Origin of the sequence: Streptomyces sp. 2131.1 (assembly GCF_900105515.1) — a bacterium.
Lineage (GTDB): Bacteria > Actinomycetota > Actinomycetes > Streptomycetales > Streptomycetaceae > Streptomyces > Streptomyces drozdowiczii.
The window spans coordinates 5,938,780-5,955,109 of record NZ_FNSY01000001.1; the positions used below are offsets into that span (position 1 = coordinate 5,938,780).

Annotated in this window: 16 protein-coding genes; 15 read left to right on the top strand and 1 reads right to left on the bottom strand. The window is 70.7% G+C overall.

From position 1 onward, the window contains the following. Positions 1-22 precede the first annotated feature (22 nt). Both efp and nusB read left to right on the top strand, forming a co-directional pair. Complete coding sequence (gene efp / locus BLW14_RS26830) at positions 23-589, top strand: elongation factor P (RefSeq protein ID WP_018524241.1); 567 nt, start codon at positions 23-25, stop codon at positions 587-589. 2 nt (positions 590-591) lie between these two features. Then, positions 592-1,023: a transcription antitermination factor NusB gene (gene nusB, locus BLW14_RS26835; RefSeq protein ID WP_018524242.1), complete on the top strand. Its 432-nt coding sequence runs from the start codon at positions 592-594 to the stop codon at positions 1,021-1,023. Between the two features lie 167 nt (positions 1,024-1,190). Here nusB and bldD read toward each other — a convergent pair whose 3' ends face one another. After that, entirely contained in the window at positions 1,191-1,691 is a 501-nt protein-coding gene (bldD, locus tag BLW14_RS26840; RefSeq protein ID WP_018103903.1) for a transcriptional regulator BldD, read from the bottom strand. Positions 1,692-1,913: 222 nt separating this feature from the next. On the opposite strand from bldD, the gene pyrR reads away from it, so the two are divergent. The 13 genes from pyrR to metK all read left to right on the top strand — a co-directional run bounded on the left by pyrR (position 1,914) and on the right by metK (position 16,307). Continuing rightward, positions 1,914-2,498 (top strand): bifunctional pyr operon transcriptional regulator/uracil phosphoribosyltransferase PyrR, encoded by a 585-nt coding sequence (gene pyrR / locus BLW14_RS26845; protein ID WP_018524243.1) that lies wholly within the window; start codon positions 1,914-1,916, stop codon positions 2,496-2,498. Positions 2,499-2,583: 85 nt separating this feature from the next. After that, positions 2,584-3,621, top strand: coding sequence for an aspartate carbamoyltransferase catalytic subunit (locus BLW14_RS26850; protein ID WP_256333023.1), 1,038 nt, complete (start codon positions 2,584-2,586; stop codon positions 3,619-3,621). Between the two features lie 2 nt (positions 3,622-3,623). Continuing rightward, the gene (locus tag BLW14_RS26855; protein WP_093709720.1) at positions 3,624-4,910 is read left to right on the top strand and encodes a dihydroorotase; all 1,287 of its coding nucleotides are present in this window, start codon (positions 3,624-3,626) and stop codon (positions 4,908-4,910) included. Next, positions 4,907-5,482, top strand: coding sequence for a PH-like domain-containing protein (locus BLW14_RS26860; protein WP_093709721.1), 576 nt, complete (start codon positions 4,907-4,909; stop codon positions 5,480-5,482). The genes BLW14_RS26855 and BLW14_RS26860 overlap by 4 nt, the downstream gene beginning before the upstream one ends. Next, on the top strand, positions 5,479-6,618 hold the full coding sequence (gene carA / locus BLW14_RS26865; protein ID WP_093709722.1) for a glutamine-hydrolyzing carbamoyl-phosphate synthase small subunit: 1,140 nt from the start codon (positions 5,479-5,481) through the stop codon (positions 6,616-6,618). The genes BLW14_RS26860 and carA overlap by 4 nt, the downstream gene beginning before the upstream one ends. Next, the gene (carB, locus tag BLW14_RS26870) at positions 6,611-9,919 is read left to right on the top strand and encodes a carbamoyl-phosphate synthase large subunit (RefSeq protein WP_093709723.1); all 3,309 of its coding nucleotides are present in this window, start codon (positions 6,611-6,613) and stop codon (positions 9,917-9,919) included. Before carA ends, carB begins: the two co-directional genes overlap by 8 nt. Positions 9,920-9,975: 56 nt before the next feature. Further along, on the top strand, positions 9,976-11,085 hold the full coding sequence (locus BLW14_RS26875) for a quinone-dependent dihydroorotate dehydrogenase (protein ID WP_093709724.1): 1,110 nt from the start codon (positions 9,976-9,978) through the stop codon (positions 11,083-11,085). Beyond that, positions 11,082-11,921, top strand: coding sequence for an orotidine-5'-phosphate decarboxylase (gene pyrF, locus BLW14_RS26880; protein WP_093709725.1), 840 nt, complete (start codon positions 11,082-11,084; stop codon positions 11,919-11,921). Before BLW14_RS26875 ends, pyrF begins: the two co-directional genes overlap by 4 nt. 245 nt (positions 11,922-12,166) lie before the next feature. Beyond that, positions 12,167-12,490 (top strand): integration host factor, encoded by a 324-nt coding sequence (locus BLW14_RS26885; RefSeq protein ID WP_018524251.1) that lies wholly within the window; start codon positions 12,167-12,169, stop codon positions 12,488-12,490. A 38-nt stretch (positions 12,491-12,528) separates the two neighbouring features. Continuing rightward, positions 12,529-13,143 (top strand): guanylate kinase, encoded by a 615-nt coding sequence (gene gmk / locus BLW14_RS26890; protein ID WP_093709726.1) that lies wholly within the window; start codon positions 12,529-12,531, stop codon positions 13,141-13,143. Between the two features lie 94 nt (positions 13,144-13,237). Next, entirely contained in the window at positions 13,238-13,510 is a 273-nt protein-coding gene (rpoZ, locus tag BLW14_RS26895) for a DNA-directed RNA polymerase subunit omega (RefSeq protein WP_003970369.1), read from the top strand. Between the two features lie 144 nt (positions 13,511-13,654). After that, positions 13,655-14,857: a bifunctional phosphopantothenoylcysteine decarboxylase/phosphopantothenate--cysteine ligase CoaBC gene (coaBC, locus tag BLW14_RS26900; RefSeq protein ID WP_093709727.1), complete on the top strand. Its 1,203-nt coding sequence runs from the start codon at positions 13,655-13,657 to the stop codon at positions 14,855-14,857. A gap of 241 nt (positions 14,858-15,098) precedes the next feature. Then, positions 15,099-16,307, top strand: coding sequence for a methionine adenosyltransferase (gene metK / locus BLW14_RS26905; RefSeq protein ID WP_093709728.1), 1,209 nt, complete (start codon positions 15,099-15,101; stop codon positions 16,305-16,307). Positions 16,308-16,330 lie beyond the last annotated feature (23 nt).

Genomic DNA, 16,330 nt, shown 5'->3' on the forward strand with positions numbered 1-16,330 from the left:
CAGTCCAGGAGATTCCGCAACCGTGGCTTCCACGAACGACCTCAAGAACGGCATGGTGCTCAAGCTCGACGGAGGCCAGCTCTGGTCCGTCGTCGAGTTCCAGCACGTCAAGCCCGGCAAGGGCCCGGCCTTCGTGCGCACCAAGCTCAAGAACGTGCTGTCCGGCAAGGTCGTCGACAAGACGTTCAACGCCGGCGTGAAGGTCGAGACGGCCACCGTCGACCGGCGCGACATGCAGTTCTCGTACATGGACGGCGAGTACTTCGTCTTCATGGACATGGACACGTACGACCAGCTCATGGTCGACCGCAAGGCCGTCGGTGACGCAGCCAACTTCCTGATCGAGGGCTTCACCGCCTCCGTCGCCCAGCACGAGGGCGAGGTGCTCTACGTCGAGCTGCCGGCCGCCGTCGAGCTGACCATCCAGCACACGGACCCGGGCGTCCAGGGTGACCGCTCCACCGGTGGCACCAAGCCCGCCACCCTGGAGACCGGCTACGAGATCGGCGTGCCGCTCTTCATCAGCACGGGCGAGAAGATCAAGGTCGACACCCGCTCCGGCGACTACCTCGGCCGGGTGAACAGCTAACCGTGGCTGCCCGGAACACGGCCCGCAAGCGCGCCTTCCAGATCCTCTTCGAGGCCGACCAGCGCGGCGAGTCCGTGCAGACGGTCCTCGCGGACTGGGTGCGGCACTCGCGGTCCGACACCCGTCAGCCGCCGGTCACCGAGTACACGATGGAGCTCGTCGAGGGGTACGCGCAGTACGCGGACCGGATCGACGACCTCATCGTCACCTACGCCGTGGACTGGGAGCTCGACCGCATGCCGGTCGTCGACCGGAACATCCTGCGGCTCGGTGCGTACGAGCTGATCTGGGTCGACGCGACCCCGGACGCGGTGGTGATCGACGAGGCGGTGCAGATCGCCAAGGAGTTCTCCACCGACGACTCCCCGTCCTTCGTGAACGGCCTGCTGGCCCGTTTCAAGGACCTCAAGCCGAACCTCCGCCGGGAGCAGTGAGAGACCCGGCGGCGTTCCGCCGACGAAGGGCCCATGGCTGAAGCCGTGGGCCCTTCGGCATGTCCGGGCCCGGCCGAGCTGTGGCACGGCGTACGAAAAGCCGGGCCCGGCGGGGCACCTCTGAGGGGCCCCGCCGAACCCGGCGGCACGTTTCTTCGAGGGGCTGCTCAGCCCTCGTCGTGGGCGACGGCGCGGCGCGCGTCCGCGTCGAGCACGCCCCAGCTGATCAGCTGCTCCGTCAGCACGGACGGCGACTGGTCGTAGATCACGGCCAGCGTGCGCAGGTCGTCCTGGCGGATCGACAGCACCTTGCCGTTGTAGTCGCCGCGCTGGCTCTGGATCGTCGCCGCGTAACGCTGGAGGGGGCCGGCCTTCTCCGGCGGCACGTGGGCCAGGCGCTCCAGCTGGAGGACGAGCTTCGGCGGCGGCTCGGCGGCACCGCCGGGCGTCGTGCCCGGCAGCAGCTCCTGGACCGGGACGCCGTAGAAGTCCGCCAGCTCGGCAAGGCGCTGCACGGTCACGGCACGGTCGCCGCGCTCGTACGAACCGACCACGACGGCCTTCCAGCGGCCCTGGGACTTCTCCTCCACGCCGTGGAGGGAGAGGCCCTGCTGGGTGCGGATGGCGCGGAGCTTGGCCCCGAGCTGTTTTGCGTATTCGCTGGACATAAGGCTCCCCGGACGCTGGAACGTTCGCGGCTCGGCCGCGTGGCTGGTAACTCACTGTGAGGTTACGCAGCGTTACTTGGCCGCGTCAAGCTGAGATGGTCCGTACCGGCTCTCCCCGGGGGTGGGGCAGAGGTCCCGTACGGGCCCTGGTAACGTGGATGACGCAATTTTCGACGTCCTTTAAGGTCCGTCCCGTGAGGCGGAGAAGGAGGTCCGTTTCTTATGGACGCACAGCACGACGCCACCGGCAATGCGGCACGCCCCGTTCTGGAGGCTCCCGACATCGCCCGGGTACTCACCCGTATCGCCCACGAGATCGTCGAACGCGCCAAGGGCGCCGACGACGTGGTGCTCCTCGGCATCCCGACCCGCGGGGTCTTCCTCGCCCGCCGGCTCGCCGCCAAGCTCGAAGAGATCACCGGCTCCACGATGCCGGTCGGCTCCCTCGACATCACCATGTACCGCGACGACCTCAGGCTGCGCCCCGCGCGCGCCCTGGCCCGCACCGAGATCCCCGGCGAGGGCATCGAGGGCCGCCTGGTCGTCCTGGTCGACGACGTCCTCTTCTCCGGCCGCACGATCCGCGCCGCCCTCGACGCGCTCGGCGACATCGGCCGGCCCCGCGCGGTGCAACTCGCGGTCCTCGTCGACCGCGGCCACCGCGAACTGCCGATCCGCGCCGACTACGTCGGCAAGAACCTCCCCACGTCGCTGCGGGAGACGGTCAAGGTCCAGCTCGCCGAGGAGGACGGCCGCGACGCCGTGCTGCTCGGGGTCGAGCAGGCCGCCCCCGCGGTCGAGCGTTAGCTCCCCGTCCGTACGGCCGCCCGCCGTACGGCGGCTTCCGCGCGCCCGCATGCCTGAAACCTCCAGCCACCCGGAGAACACCCAGATGAAGCGTCACCTCATCTCGGCCGCCGACCTCACCCGCGACGACGCCGTCCTGATCCTCGACACCGCCGAGGAGATGGCCCGGGTCGCGGACCGGCCGATCAAGAAGCTCCCGACCCTGCGCGGCCGTACCGTCGTCAACCTCTTCTTCGAGGACTCGACACGAACCCGCATCTCCTTCGAGGCGGCCGCCAAGCGGCTCTCCGCCGACGTCATCAACTTCTCCGCGAAGGGCTCCTCCGTCTCCAAGGGCGAGTCGCTCAAGGACACCGCTCTGACCCTGGAGGCGATGGGCGCCGACGCCGTCGTCATCCGCCACGGCGCCTCCGGCGCCCCGTACCGGCTGGCCACCTCCGGCTGGATCGACGGCGCGGTCGTCAACGCCGGCGACGGCACCCACGAGCACCCCACCCAGGCCCTCCTGGACGCCTTCACGATGCGCCGCCGGCTCGTCGGCGCCGACGCCGGACTCGGCAAGGACCTCGACGGCCGCCGGATCACCATCGTGGGCGACATCCTGCACAGCCGGGTCGCCCGCTCCAACGTCCACCTGCTCAACACGCTCGGCGCCCACGTCACCCTCGTCGCCCCGCCCACGCTGGTCCCGGTCGGCGTCGAGCAGTGGCCCTGCGACGTCAGCTACAGCCTCGACGACGTGCTGCACCGGTCCGACGCTGTGATGATGCTGCGTGTGCAGCGTGAGCGGATGAACGCCGCGTACTTCCCGACCGAGCGCGAGTACTCGCGCCGCTACGGCCTGGACGGCGAGCGCATGGCGAAGATGCCGGAGCACGCCGTCGTCATGCACCCCGGCCCCATGGTCCGCGGCATGGAGATCACCGCGGAGGTCGCCGACTCCGACCGCTGCACGGTCGTCGAGCAGGTCGCCAACGGCGTCTCCATCCGCATGGCCGTGCTCTACCTGCTGCTCGGCGGCTACGAGTCGGCCCACCCGTCGCCCACCACCACCCTTGATCGAAGCGCTGCGCGCCTCCCTGGCAGCACCCCCACCGCCGCCCGTACCGAGGAGAACAAGTAACCATGAGCAAGATCCTTATCCGCGGTGCGAAGGTACTCGGCGGCGACCCGCAGGACGTCCTCATCGACGGCGAGACCATCGCCGCCGTCGGCACCGGCCTCGACGCCGGTGACGCCACCGTGATCGAGGCCGCGGGCCAGGTCCTGCTGCCCGGCCTCGTCGACCTCCACACCCACCTGCGCGAGCCCGGCCGCGAGGACTCCGAGACCGTCCTCACCGGCACCAGGGCCGCCGCGGCCGGCGGCTTCACCGCCGTGCACGCCATGGCCAACACCTTCCCGGTCGCCGACACCGCCGGCGTCGTCGAGCAGGTCTGGCGGCTCGGCAAGGAGTCCGGCTACTGCGACGTGCAGCCCGTCGGCGCCGTCACCGTCGGCCTGGAGGGCAAGCAGCTGGCCGAGCTGGGCGCCATGCACGACTCCGCCGCCGGGGTGAAGGTCTTCTCCGACGACGGCAAGTGCGTCGACGACGCGGTCATCATGCGCCGCGCCCTGGAGTACGTGAAGGCCTTCGACGGCGTCGTCGCCCAGCACGCCCAGGAGCCCCGCCTCACCGAGGGCGCCCAGATGAACGAGGGCGTCGTCTCGGCCGAGCTGGGCCTCGGCGGCTGGCCCGCCGTCGCCGAGGAGTCGATCATCGCGCGCGACGTGCTGCTCGCCGCCCACGTCGGCTCCCGGGTGCACATCTGCCACCTGTCGACCGCCGGCTCCGTGGAGATCGTGCGCTGGGCCAAGTCCAAGGGCTGGAACGTCACCGCCGAGGTCACCCCGCACCACCTGCTCCTCACCGACGAGCTCGTCCGGTCCTACAACCCGGTGTACAAGGTGAACCCGCCGCTGCGCACCGAGGCCGACGTCATGGCCCTGCGCGAGGCCCTCGCCGACGGCACCATCGACTGCGTCGCCACCGACCACGCCCCGCACCCGCACGAGGACAAGGACTGCGAGTGGGCCGCGGCCGCCATGGGCATGGTGGGCCTGGAGACCGCGCTCTCCGTCGTCCAGCAGACGATGGTCGAGACCGGGCTGCTCGACTGGGCCGGTGTCGCCGACCGCATGTCGGCGCGCCCCGCGGCCATCGGACGGCTCGAAGGACACGGCCGCCCCGTCTCGGCGGGTGAGCCTGCCAACCTCACGCTGGTCGATCCGGCATACCGTGGAGAGGTGGACCCCGCGGGCTTCGCCTCCCGCAGCCGCAACACCCCGTACCAGGGGCGCGAGCTGCCGGGCCGAGTGACCCACACCTTCCTGCGGGGCCGTGCCACGGTCGTCGACGGGAAGCTCGCGTGACAACACAGACCCTGTACCAACTGGCCGCCGGGCAGAAGTCGGCGGAAGTGACCGACTGGTCGGCCCGGATCAGCTGGGTGATCGGACTCGTCGTCCTCGTCGTGTTCGTCTACTGGCTGATGCGCCAGGGGTGGAAGTGGCGCGGAAACCTCCAGTCCGACCTGCCCGCCCCGGCCACCGCGCCCGAGGGCTTCGGGGACGGCGAGAAGCTGCTCACCCTCTCCGGCCGCTACCACGCGTCGACCACGGCCGGGCAGTGGCTCGACCGGATCGTCGCCCACGGCCTCGGCACCCGCAGCCGCGTCGAGCTCACCCTCACCGCGGACGGCCTCGACGTCGTACGGCCCGGCGCGGCGGACTTCTTCGTCCCCGCCGCCGACCTGCGCGGCGCCCGCACCGAAAAGGCACTGGCGGGCAAGGTCCTGCCCGAGGGCGGCCTCCTCGTCATCACCTGGGCGCTCGGCGACCGGCTGATCGACTCCGGATTCCGCTCCGACCACTCGGCCGAACACCCCGCGTGGGTCGACGCCGTCAACCACCTCACCAGCACTACGGAAGGCATCGCACGATGACGACCTCCACCCGGGGAGCCCAGGTTCCCGCCGTACTCGTCCTGGAGGACGGCCGCATCTTCCGCGGCCGCGCCTACGGGGCTGTGGGGGAGACCTTCGGCGAGGCGGTCTTCTCCACCGGCATGACCGGCTACCAGGAGACGCTGACCGACCCCTCGTACCACCGCCAGGTCGTCGTGATGACCGCCCCGCACGTCGGCAACACCGGCGTCAACGACGAGGACCCCGAGTCGAAGCGGATCTGGGTCTCCGGCTACGTCGTCCGCGACCCCGCCCGCACCCCCTCCAACTGGCGCTCCCGCCGCACCCTCGACGAGGAGCTGGCCAACCAGGACGTCGTCGGCATCAGCGGCGTCGACACCCGCGCCCTCACCCGCCACCTCCGGGAGCGCGGCGCCATGCGCGTGGGCATCTTCTCCGGCGCTGCCGTCACCGACGAGGCCGCGATGCTGGCCCGCGTCCAGGAGGCCCCCGAGATGAAGGGTGCCGACCTGTCCGCCGAGGTCGCCACCAAGGAGGCGTACGTCGTCCCCGCGCTCGGCACCAAGAAGTTCACCGTCGCCGCGGTCGACCTCGGCATCAAGGGCATGACCCCGCACCGGATGGCCGAGCGCGGCATCGAGGTGCACGTCCTGCCCGCCACCGCCACCCTTGAGGAGATCTACGCGGTCGCCCCCGACGGCGTCTTCTTCTCCAACGGCCCCGGTGACCCGTCGACGGCCGACCACCCGGTCGCCCTGATGCAGGGCGTTCTGGAGCGCGGGACCCCGCTCTTCGGCATCTGCTTCGGCAACCAGATCCTGGGCCGCGCGCTCGGCTTCGGCACGTACAAGCTGAAGTACGGCCACCGCGGCATCAACCAGCCCGTGCAGGACCGCTCGACCGGCAAGGTCGAGGTCACCGCGCACAACCACGGCTTCGCCGTCGACGCCCCCCTCGACAAGGTCTCCGACACCGCCTACGGGCGCGCCGAGGTCTCCCACGTCTGCCTGAACGACCAGGTCGTCGAGGGCCTCCAGCTCCTCGACCGGCCGGCCTTCAGCGTCCAGTACCACCCCGAGGCGGCCGCCGGCCCGCACGACGCCGCGTACCTCTTCGACCGCTTCGTTTCCCTGATGGAGGGCCAGCGTGCCTAAGCGCTCCGATATCCAGTCCGTCCTGGTCATCGGCTCCGGCCCGATCGTCATCGGGCAGGCCGCCGAGTTCGACTACTCCGGCACCCAGGCATGCCGCGTGCTCAAGGCCGAGGGCCTGCGCGTCATCCTGGTGAACTCCAACCCCGCGACGATCATGACCGACCCGGAGATCGCCGACGCCACGTACGTCGAGCCGATCACCCCCGAGTTCGTCGAGAAGATCATCGCCAAGGAGCGCCCCGACGCGCTGCTCCCGACCCTCGGCGGCCAGACCGCGCTGAACACGGCGATCTCCATGCACGACAACGGTGTGCTGGAGAAGTACGGTGTCGAGCTCATCGGCGCCAACGTCGAGGCCATCAACAAGGGCGAGGACCGCGACCTCTTCAAGGGCGTCGTCGAGGCCGTCAAGGCGAAGATCGGCTACGGGGAGTCCGCCCGCTCGGTCATCTGCCACTCCATGGACGACGTCATCGCCGGCGTCGACACCCTCGGCGGCTACCCCGTCGTCGTCCGTCCCTCCTTCACCATGGGCGGCGCCGGTTCCGGCTTCGCCCACGACGAGGAGGAGCTGCGCCGCATCGCCGGCCAGGGCCTCACGCTCTCCCCGACCACCGAGGTGCTCCTGGAGGAGTCCATCCTCGGCTGGAAGGAGTACGAGCTGGAGCTGATGCGCGACCGCAACGACAACGTCGTGGTCGTCTGCTCCATCGAGAACTTCGACCCGATGGGCGTCCACACCGGTGACTCGATCACCGTCGCCCCGGCGATGACGCTCACCGACCGCGAGTACCAGCGGCTGCGCGACATCGGCATCGCGATCATCCGCGAGGTCGGCGTCGACACCGGCGGCTGCAACATCCAGTTCGCGATCGACCCGTCCGACGGGCGCGTCATCGTCATCGAGATGAACCCGCGCGTCTCCCGCTCCTCGGCGCTCGCCTCCAAGGCCACCGGCTTCCCGATCGCCAAGATCGCCGCCAAGCTGGCCGTCGGCTACACGCTCGACGAGATCCCCAACGACATCACCGAGAAGACCCCGGCCTCCTTCGAGCCGACCCTCGACTACGTCGTCGTCAAGGCCCCGCGGTTCGCCTTCGAGAAGTTCCCCTCCGCCGACTCCACCCTCACCACCACCATGAAGTCGGTGGGCGAGGCCATGGCCATCGGCCGGAACTTCACCGAGGCCCTCCAGAAGGCCCTGCGCTCCCTGGAGAAGAAGGGCTCGCAGTTCACCTTCACCGGCGAGCCCGGCGACAAGGCCGAGCTGCTGGCCGAGGCGGTCCGCCCGACCGACGGCCGGATCAACGCCGTCATGCAGGCGATCCGGGCCGGCGCCACCCAGGAGGAGGTCTTCGACGCCACGAAGATCGACCCCTGGTTCGTCGACCAGCTCTTCCTGATCAAGGAGATCGCCGACGAGCTGGCCGCCGCCGACAAGCTCGGCCCCGAGCTGCTCGCCGAGGCCAAGCGGCACGGCTTCTCGGACGTCCAGATCGCCGAGATCCGCGGCCTGCGCGAGGACGTCGTCCGCGAGGTGCGCCACGCGCTCGGCATCCGCCCGGTCTACAAGACGGTCGACACCTGCGCCGCCGAGTTCGCGGCGAAGACGCCGTACTTCTACTCCTCCTACGACGAGGAGAGCGAGGTCGCGCCCCGCACCAAGCCCGCGGTCATCATCCTGGGCTCCGGGCCCAACCGCATCGGCCAGGGCATCGAGTTCGACTACTCCTGCGTCCACGCCTCCTTCGCGCTCAGCGACGCCGGCTACGAGACCGTGATGGTCAACTGCAACCCGGAGACGGTCTCCACCGACTACGACACCTCCGACCGCCTGTACTTCGAGCCGCTGACGCTGGAAGACGTGCTGGAGATCGTGCACGCCGAGTCCCTGGCGGGCCCGATCGCGGGCGTCGTCGTCCAGCTCGGCGGACAGACCCCGCTGGGCCTGTCCCAGGCGCTCAAGGACAACGGCGTGCCCGTCGTCGGCACCTCCCCGGAGGCGATCCACGCCGCCGAGGACCGCGGCGCCTTCGGCCGCGTCCTGGCCGAGGCCGGCCTGCCCGCCCCCAAGCACGGCACCGCGACCACCTTCGCCGAGGCCAAGGAGATCGCCGACGAGATCGGCTACCCCGTCCTCGTACGCCCGTCGTACGTGCTCGGCGGGCGCGGCATGGAGATCGTGTACGACGAGACCCGGCTCTCCGCGTACATCGCCGAGTCCACCGAGATCAGCCCCACCCGGCCGGTCCTGGTCGACCGCTTCCTCGACGACGCCATCGAGATCGACGTCGACGCCCTCTACGACGGCACCGAGCTCTACCTCGGCGGCGTCATGGAGCACATCGAGGAGGCCGGCATCCACTCCGGCGACTCCGCCTGCGCGCTGCCCCCGATCACCCTCGGCGGCCATGACGTCAAGCGGCTGCGCGCTTCCACGGAGGCCATCGCCAAGGGCGTCGGCGTCCGCGGGCTGATCAACATCCAGTTCGCGCTCTCCGGCGACATCCTCTACGTCCTGGAGGCCAACCCGCGCGCCTCGCGGACCGTCCCCTTCACCTCGAAGGCGACCGCGGTCCCGCTCGCCAAGGCCGCCGCCCGGATCTCGCTGGGCGCGACCGTCGCCGAGCTGCGCCAAGAGGGCCTGCTGCCGAAGACCGGCGACGGCGGCACGCTGCCGCTGGACGCGCCGATCTCCGTCAAGGAGGCCGTCATGCCGTGGTCGCGCTTCCGCGACATCCACGGCCGCGGCGTCGACACCATCCTCGGCCCGGAGATGCGCTCCACCGGCGAGGTCATGGGCATCGACTCGGTCTTCGGCACCGCGTACGCCAAGTCGCAGGCCGGCGCCTACGGGCCGCTGCCCACCAAGGGCCGCGCCTTCATCTCGGTGGCCAACCGCGACAAGCGCTCGATGATCTTCCCGGCCCGCGAGCTGGTCGCCCACGGCTTCGAGCTGCTGGCCACCTCCGGCACCGCCGAGGTCCTCAGGCGCAACGGCATCAACGCCACGGTCGTGCGCAAGCTCTCCGAGGGCGAGGGCCCGAACGGCGAGCGGACCATCGTCCAGCTGATCCACGAGGGCGGTGTCGACCTCATCGTCAACACCCCCTACGGGACCGGCGGCCGCCTCGACGGCTACGAGATCCGCACCGCGGCCGTCGCCCGCTCCGTGCCCTGCCTGACCACGGTCCAGGCGCTCGCCGCGGCGGTCCAGGGCATCGACGCCCTCAACGGCGGAGACGTCGGCGTCCGTTCCCTCCAGGAACACGCGGAACACTTGACCGCGGCCCGCGACTAGGAAGCCCACAAGGGGGACACCGGAAACGGTGTCCCCCTCTTCATGAGGACACCGTGATGTACAAGTTCTTCTTCCAGCTGGTCTTCAAGCGCATGGACCCCGAGCGCGCCCACTACCTGGCCTTCCGCTGGATCCGCCTGGCCGCACGCGTCCCCGTGCTGCGCACCTTCGTGGCCGCCGCCCTCGCCCCCCGGTACAAGGAGCTGCGCACCGAGACCCTGGGCCTGCGGATGCACGGCCCCTTCGGGCTCGCCGCCGGCTTCGACAAGAACGCGGTCGCGATCGACGGCATGGCGATGCTCGGCTTCGACCACGTCGAGATCGGCACCGTGACCGGCGAGCCGCAGCCCGGCAACCCGAAGCAGCGCCTGTTCCGCCTGGTCGCGGACCGCGCGCTGATCAACCGCATGGGCTTCAACAACGAGGGCTCGGCCGCCGTCGCCGCCCGGCTGGCCGCGCGCAACCCGGTCTTCCGCACCACCGTCGGCGTCAACATCGGCAAGACCAAGGTGGTCACCGAGGCCGACGCCGCCGCCGACTACGTGAAGTCCACCGAGCGTCTCGCCGCCCACGCGGACTACCTCGTCGTCAACGTCTCCTCGCCCAACACCCCCGGCCTGCGCAACCTCCAGGCCACCGAGTCGCTGCGCCCGCTGCTCACCGCCGTGCGCGAGGCGGCCGACCGCACCGTCACCCACCGCCGCGTCCCGCTGCTCGTCAAGATCGCCCCGGACCTCGCGGACGAGGACGTCGACGCGGTCGCCGACCTCGCCGTCGAACTGGGCCTGGACGGCATCATCGCCACCAACACCACCATCGCCCGCGACGGCCTCGGCCTGCAGTCCCCGGCGGCCCTGGTGAAGGAGACCGGCGGCCTGTCCGGCGCGCCCCTCAAGGAACGCTCGCTGGAGGTCCTGGGCCGCCTGTACGGGCGCGTGGGGGACCGGATCACCCTGGTGGGCGTCGGCGGCATCGAGAACGCCGAGGACGCCTGGCAGCGCATCCTGGCCGGCGCCACCCTCGTCCAGGGCTACAGCGCCTTCATCTACGAGGGCCCGTTCTACGCCCGCGCCATCCACAAGGGCCTGGCCGCGCGCCTGGCCGCCTCCCCGTACGCCACGCTCGCCGACGCCGTCGGCGCGGAATCCCGGAAGGCAGCGAAATGACTCTGGAACCCTTCGGCGCCCGGCTGCGCCACGCCATGGACACCCGAGGCCCGCTCTGCGTCGGCATCGACCCGCACGCCTCCCTGCTCACCGCCTGGGGGCTGAGCGACGACATCGCGGGCTTGGAGCGCTTCACCCGTACGGTCGTCGAGGCGCTGGCCGACCGGGTCGCCGTGCTCAAGCCGCAGTCCGCGTTCTTCGAGCGCTTCGGCTCGCGGGGCGTCGCCGTCCTGGAGAAGGCCGTCGAGGAGGCCCGCGCGGCCGGCGCCCTGGTCCTGATGGACGCCAAGCGCGGCGACATCGGCTCCACCATGGGCGCCTACGCGGCGACCTACCTGGACAAGGACTCGCCGCTGTTCTCGGACGCGGTCACCGTCTCGCCGTACCTCGGCTTCGGCTCGCTGCGGCCCGCGCTCGACGCGGCGGCGGTCTCCGGCGCCGGCGTCTTCGTCCTCGCGCTGACCTCCAACCCGGAGGGCGCCGAGGTGCAGCGCGCCACTGCCGCCGACGGCCGTCCGCTGGCCCAGTTGATGCTCGACCACATGGCCGCCGAGAACGCGGGCGCCGAGCCGCTCGGCTCGGTCGGCGCGGTCGTCGGGGCCACGCTCGGGGACGCGGGCGTGGATCTGGCGATCAACGGACCGCTGCTCGCCCCGGGCATCGGCGCCCAGGGGGCGACGCCGGCGGATCTGCCGGGTGTCTTCGGGGACGCGGTCCGCAATGTGGTGCCCAGCGTCAGCCGGGGCGTGCTGCGCCACGGCCCGGACGTGGCGGGGCTGCGCGGGGCCGCGGAACGCTTCGCGGACGAGGTCCGCGCGGCCGTCTCGGACCGCTGACACTGCCACGTAACCGTGGGTTGACGGAATCCTGAGAAAAAAACTCGGTGGTTATGCCCGAAAAGTCCTGGTCGGCAGAGGCTGACCAGGACTTTTCGTCTGTTCTCGCTGACTCCGGCGGCCTTGGCCGCTAGTCTCCGTCGAGAGCCGACGAGCACGGGTTGTTCGCGGCTCAGCAGGTGAGGGGCGTTCCCGCCGCCTCACTGGTCCGTATCCGACAGATCGACATCCGAGGTGACGTAGGCGTGGCTCTTCCGCCCCTTACCCCTGAACAGCGCGCAGCCGCGCTCGAAAAGGCCGCCGCGGCTCGCCGGGAGCGGGCCGAGGTCAAGAATCGACTGAAGCACTCCGGCGCCTCCCTCCACGAGGTCATCAAGTCGGGCCAGGAGAACGACGTCATCGGCAAGATGAAGGTCTCCGCCCTGCTGGAGTCCCTGCCCGGTGTGGGCAAGGTCCGTGCCAAGCAGATCATGGAGCGGCTCGGCATCTCCGAGAGCCGTCGCGTGCGGGGTCTTGGCTCCAACCAGATCGCATCCCTGGAGCGTGAGTTCGGCGGCAGCGCCGCCTGACGTTCTCAGGCACCCCTGAGAAGCTGGATAATCGCTTCATGGCTGCAACATCCCGGGGGACGTCCCCCGTACCCCCGGACGTACGTCCGCGGCTGACCGTGCTCTCCGGCCCCTCGGGGGTCGGCAAGAGCACGGTCGTCGCGCATATGCGCAAGGTCCACCCCGAGGTGTGGCTCTCGGTGTCGGCGACGACCCGCAGGCCCCGCCCCGGCGAACGCAACGGCGTCCACTACTTCTTCGTGGACGACGAGGAGTTCGACAAGCTCATCGCCAACGGCGAACTGCTGGAGTGGGCCGAGTTCGCCGGCAACCGCTACGGCACCCCGCGCCGCGCCGTGCAGGAGCGACTGGAGGCGGGCGAGCCGGTGCTCCTGGAGATCGACCTCCAGGGCGCCCGGCTGGTCCGCCAGTCCATGGCCGACGCCCAGCTGGTCTTCCTCGCGCCGCCGAGCTGGGATGAGCTGGTGCGCCGGCTCACCGGCCGGGGGACCGAGGCGCCCGAGGTGATCGAACGCCGGCTCGGCGCCGCCAAGGTCGAGCTGGCCGCCGAATCGGAGTTCGATACGACGCTTGTCAACACCTCCGTCGAGGATGTGGCACGTGAGCTGCTAGCCTTGATGCTGGAGGCTTCCGGCCACCGCGTCGGCGAGTGACCACCGGCAGCGGGGGCCGCGCCGGCAGAGCCGGCGACCGAGCCCCTGACTGTCAAAGATTTCTTTGATCTTCATCCCCTTCGGAAGGCAGAGCGTGTCCTCTTCCATCACCACGCCCGAGGGCATCATCAACCCGCCGATTGATGAGCTCCTCGAAGCAACCGACTCGAAGTACAGCCTCGTGATCTACGCCGCCAAGCGCGCGCGCCAGATCAACGCGTACTACTCGCAGCTCGGTGAGGGCCTCCTCGAGTACGTCGGCCCGCTCGTCGACACCCACGTGCACGAGAAGCCGCTCTCGATCGCGCTCCGCGAGATCAACGCGGGCCTGCTGACGTCCGAGGCCATCGAGGGCCCCGCGCAGTAAGCAGCGGCGACGCACTTCACCCCGGGCCCGGCGGACATCCGCCGGGCCCGAGGTGTGTCCGGGCCGACCGCCCCGCGCCCCGGGCCGTGAGGCAGCATGGGGACGTACGTACGCAGGGTGCGTAACCGAGTGCGGGGAGACGCAGTGGACAAGCCGAAGGTCGTTCTGGGGGTCAGCGGCGGCATCGCCGCGTACAAGGCGTGCGAGCTGCTGCGCCGGCTGACCGAGTCCGGCCACGACGTACGGGTCGTCCCCACCGAGTCCGCCCTGCACTTCGTCGGCGCGGCCACCTGGTCGGCGCTCTCCGGCCATCCGGTCTCCACCGAGGTCTGGAACGACGTTCACGAGGTGCCGCACGTACGGATCGGGCAGCACGCCGACCTCGTCGTCGTCGCCCCGGCCACCGCCGACATGCTGGCCAAGGCCGCCCACGGGCTCGCCGACGACCTGCTCACCAACACCCTGCTCACCGCCCGCTGTCCGGTCGTCTTCGCCCCGGCCATGCACACCGAGATGTGGGAGCACCCCGCCACCCAGGAGAACGTCGCGACCCTGCGCCGCCGCGGCGCCGTCGTCATCGAGCCCGCCGTCGGCCGCCTCACCGGCGTCGACACCGGCAAGGGCCGGCTCCCCGACCCGGGCGAGATCTTCGAGGTCTGCCGCCGGGTCCTCGCCCGCGGCACGACCGCTCCCGACCTGGCGGGCCGGCACGTGGTGATCAGCGCCGGCGGTACGAGGGAGCCCCTCGACCCCGTCCGCTACCTCGGCAACCGCTCCTCCGGCAAGCAGGGCTACGCGCTCGCCCGCACCGCCGTCGCCCGCGGCGCCCGGGTCACCCTCGTCGAGGCCAACACCGGACTGCCCGACCCGTCCGGCGCCGACGTCGTCCACACCGGCACCGCCATCCAGCTGCGCGAGGCCGTGCTGAAGGCGGCACGGGACGCAGACGTCGTGGTCATGGCCGCCGCCGTCGCCGACTTCCGGCCCGCCCAGTACGTCAGCGGGAAGATCAAGAAGAAGGACGGCCAGGAGCCCGCCCCCATCACCCTCGTCCGCAACCCGGACATCCTCGCCGAGGTCGCCGCCGAGCGCGCCACGCCCGGGCAGATCGTCGTCGGCTTCGCCGCCGAGACCGACGACGTGCTGGCCAACGGCCGTGAGAAGCTGCGCCGCAAGGGCTGCGACCTGTTGGTGGTCAACGAGGTGGGGGAGCGCAAGACCTTCGGCTCCGAAGAGAACGAGGCCGTGGTGCTCGCCGCCGACGGGGCCGAGACTCCGGTGCCCCACGGGCCCAAGGAGGCACTCGCCGACACGGTCTGGGACCTCGTCTCGGCCCGCCTCGGATGAATTCCCGGTGACACGCCGGGGCCGGCACGACCCGTGCGACACGGGCGCGGACCGTGTGGGCGACGGGCTTCCGGGGCCTTCCGGCCCTGGTGGGACACGTCACAGCACGGTCAAAGGGCGAGACACGTTGTCCGGCGCCCCGGCCCGACCGATAAACTGCACTCCGGACCGTGCCCGGGCGCAGCTCCCGGACCGTCCGGCCAATGATCAGCCAGCAGCCGCTGCAACCCCAGGGAGCGATGTGTCCCGCCGTCTCTTCACCTCGGAGTCCGTGACCGAGGGCCACCCCGACAAGATCGCCGACCAGATCAGCGACACCATTCTCGACGCGCTCCTGCGCGAGGACCCGTCCTCCCGCGTCGCCGTCGAGACCCTGATCACCACCGGTCTGGTGCATGTCGCGGGTGAGGTCACGACCAAGGCCTACGCCGACATTCCGACGCTGGTCCGCAACAAGGTCCTGGAGATCGGCTACGACTCCTCCAAGAAGGGCTTCGACGGCGCCTCCTGCGGCGTCTCGGTGTCCATCGGGGCCCAGTCACCGGACATCGCCCAGGGCGTCGACACCGCGTACGAGAAGCGGGTCGAGGGCGATGAGGACGAGCTCGACAAGCAGGGCGCCGGCGACCAGGGCCTGATGTTCGGCTACGCCTGCGACGAGACCCCCGAGCTCATGCCGCTGCCGATCTACCTCGCGCACCGGCTCTCCCGTCGCCTGTCCGAGGTCCGCAAGAACGGGACCATCCCGTACCTGCGCCCCGACGGCAAGACCCAGGTCACCATCGAGTACGACGGCGACAAGGCCGTCCGTCTCGACACCGTCGTCGTCTCCTCGCAGCACGCCAGCGACATCGACCTCGACTCGCTGCTCGCGCCCGACATCCGCGAGTTCGTCGTCGAGCACGTGCTGAACCAGCTCATCGAGGACGGCATCAAGCTCGACACCGAGGGCTACCGCCTCCTCGTCAACCCGACCGGCCGCTTCGAGATCGGCGGCCCGATGGGCGACGCCGGCCTGACCGGCCGCAAGATCATCATCGACACCTACGGCGGCATGGCCCGCCACGGCGGCGGTGCCTTCTCCGGCAAGGACCCGTCGAAGGTGGACCGCTCGGCCGCCTACGCGATGCGCTGGGTCGCCAAGAACGTCGTCGCCGCCGGCCTCGCGGCCCGCTGCGAGGTCCAGGTCGCCTACGCGATCGGCAAGGCCGAGCCGGTGGGCCTCTTCGTCGAGACCTTCGGCACCGCCGCGGTCGAGACCGAGAAGATCGAGCACGCCATCGGCGAGGTCTTCGACCTCCGCCCGGCCGCGATCATCCGCGACCTCGACCTGCTGCGCCCGATCTACGCCCAGACCGCCGCGTACGGTCACTTCGGCCGCGAGCTTCCCGACTTCACGTGGGAGCGCACGGACCGGGTGGACGCGCTGCGCGCCGCCGCGGGTCTGTAGGGACGGCCCAGGCAGTCTCCCGC

Coding starts and splice junctions, on each gene's coding strand:
- bldD (WP_018103903.1), bottom strand. CDS start 1,691: ATGTCCAGCGAATACGCAAAACAGCTCGGGGCCAAGCTCCGCGCCATC.
- pyrR (WP_018524243.1), top strand. CDS start 1,914: ATGGACGCACAGCACGACGCCACCGGCAATGCGGCACGCCCCGTTCTG.
- BLW14_RS26850 (WP_256333023.1), top strand. CDS start 2,584: ATGAAGCGTCACCTCATCTCGGCCGCCGACCTCACCCGCGACGACGCC.
- BLW14_RS26855 (WP_093709720.1), top strand. CDS start 3,624: ATGAGCAAGATCCTTATCCGCGGTGCGAAGGTACTCGGCGGCGACCCG.
- carA (WP_093709722.1), top strand. CDS start 5,479: ATGACGACCTCCACCCGGGGAGCCCAGGTTCCCGCCGTACTCGTCCTG.
- BLW14_RS26875 (WP_093709724.1), top strand. CDS start 9,976: ATGTACAAGTTCTTCTTCCAGCTGGTCTTCAAGCGCATGGACCCCGAG.
- pyrF (WP_093709725.1), top strand. CDS start 11,082: ATGACTCTGGAACCCTTCGGCGCCCGGCTGCGCCACGCCATGGACACC.
- gmk (WP_093709726.1), top strand. CDS start 12,529: ATGGCTGCAACATCCCGGGGGACGTCCCCCGTACCCCCGGACGTACGT.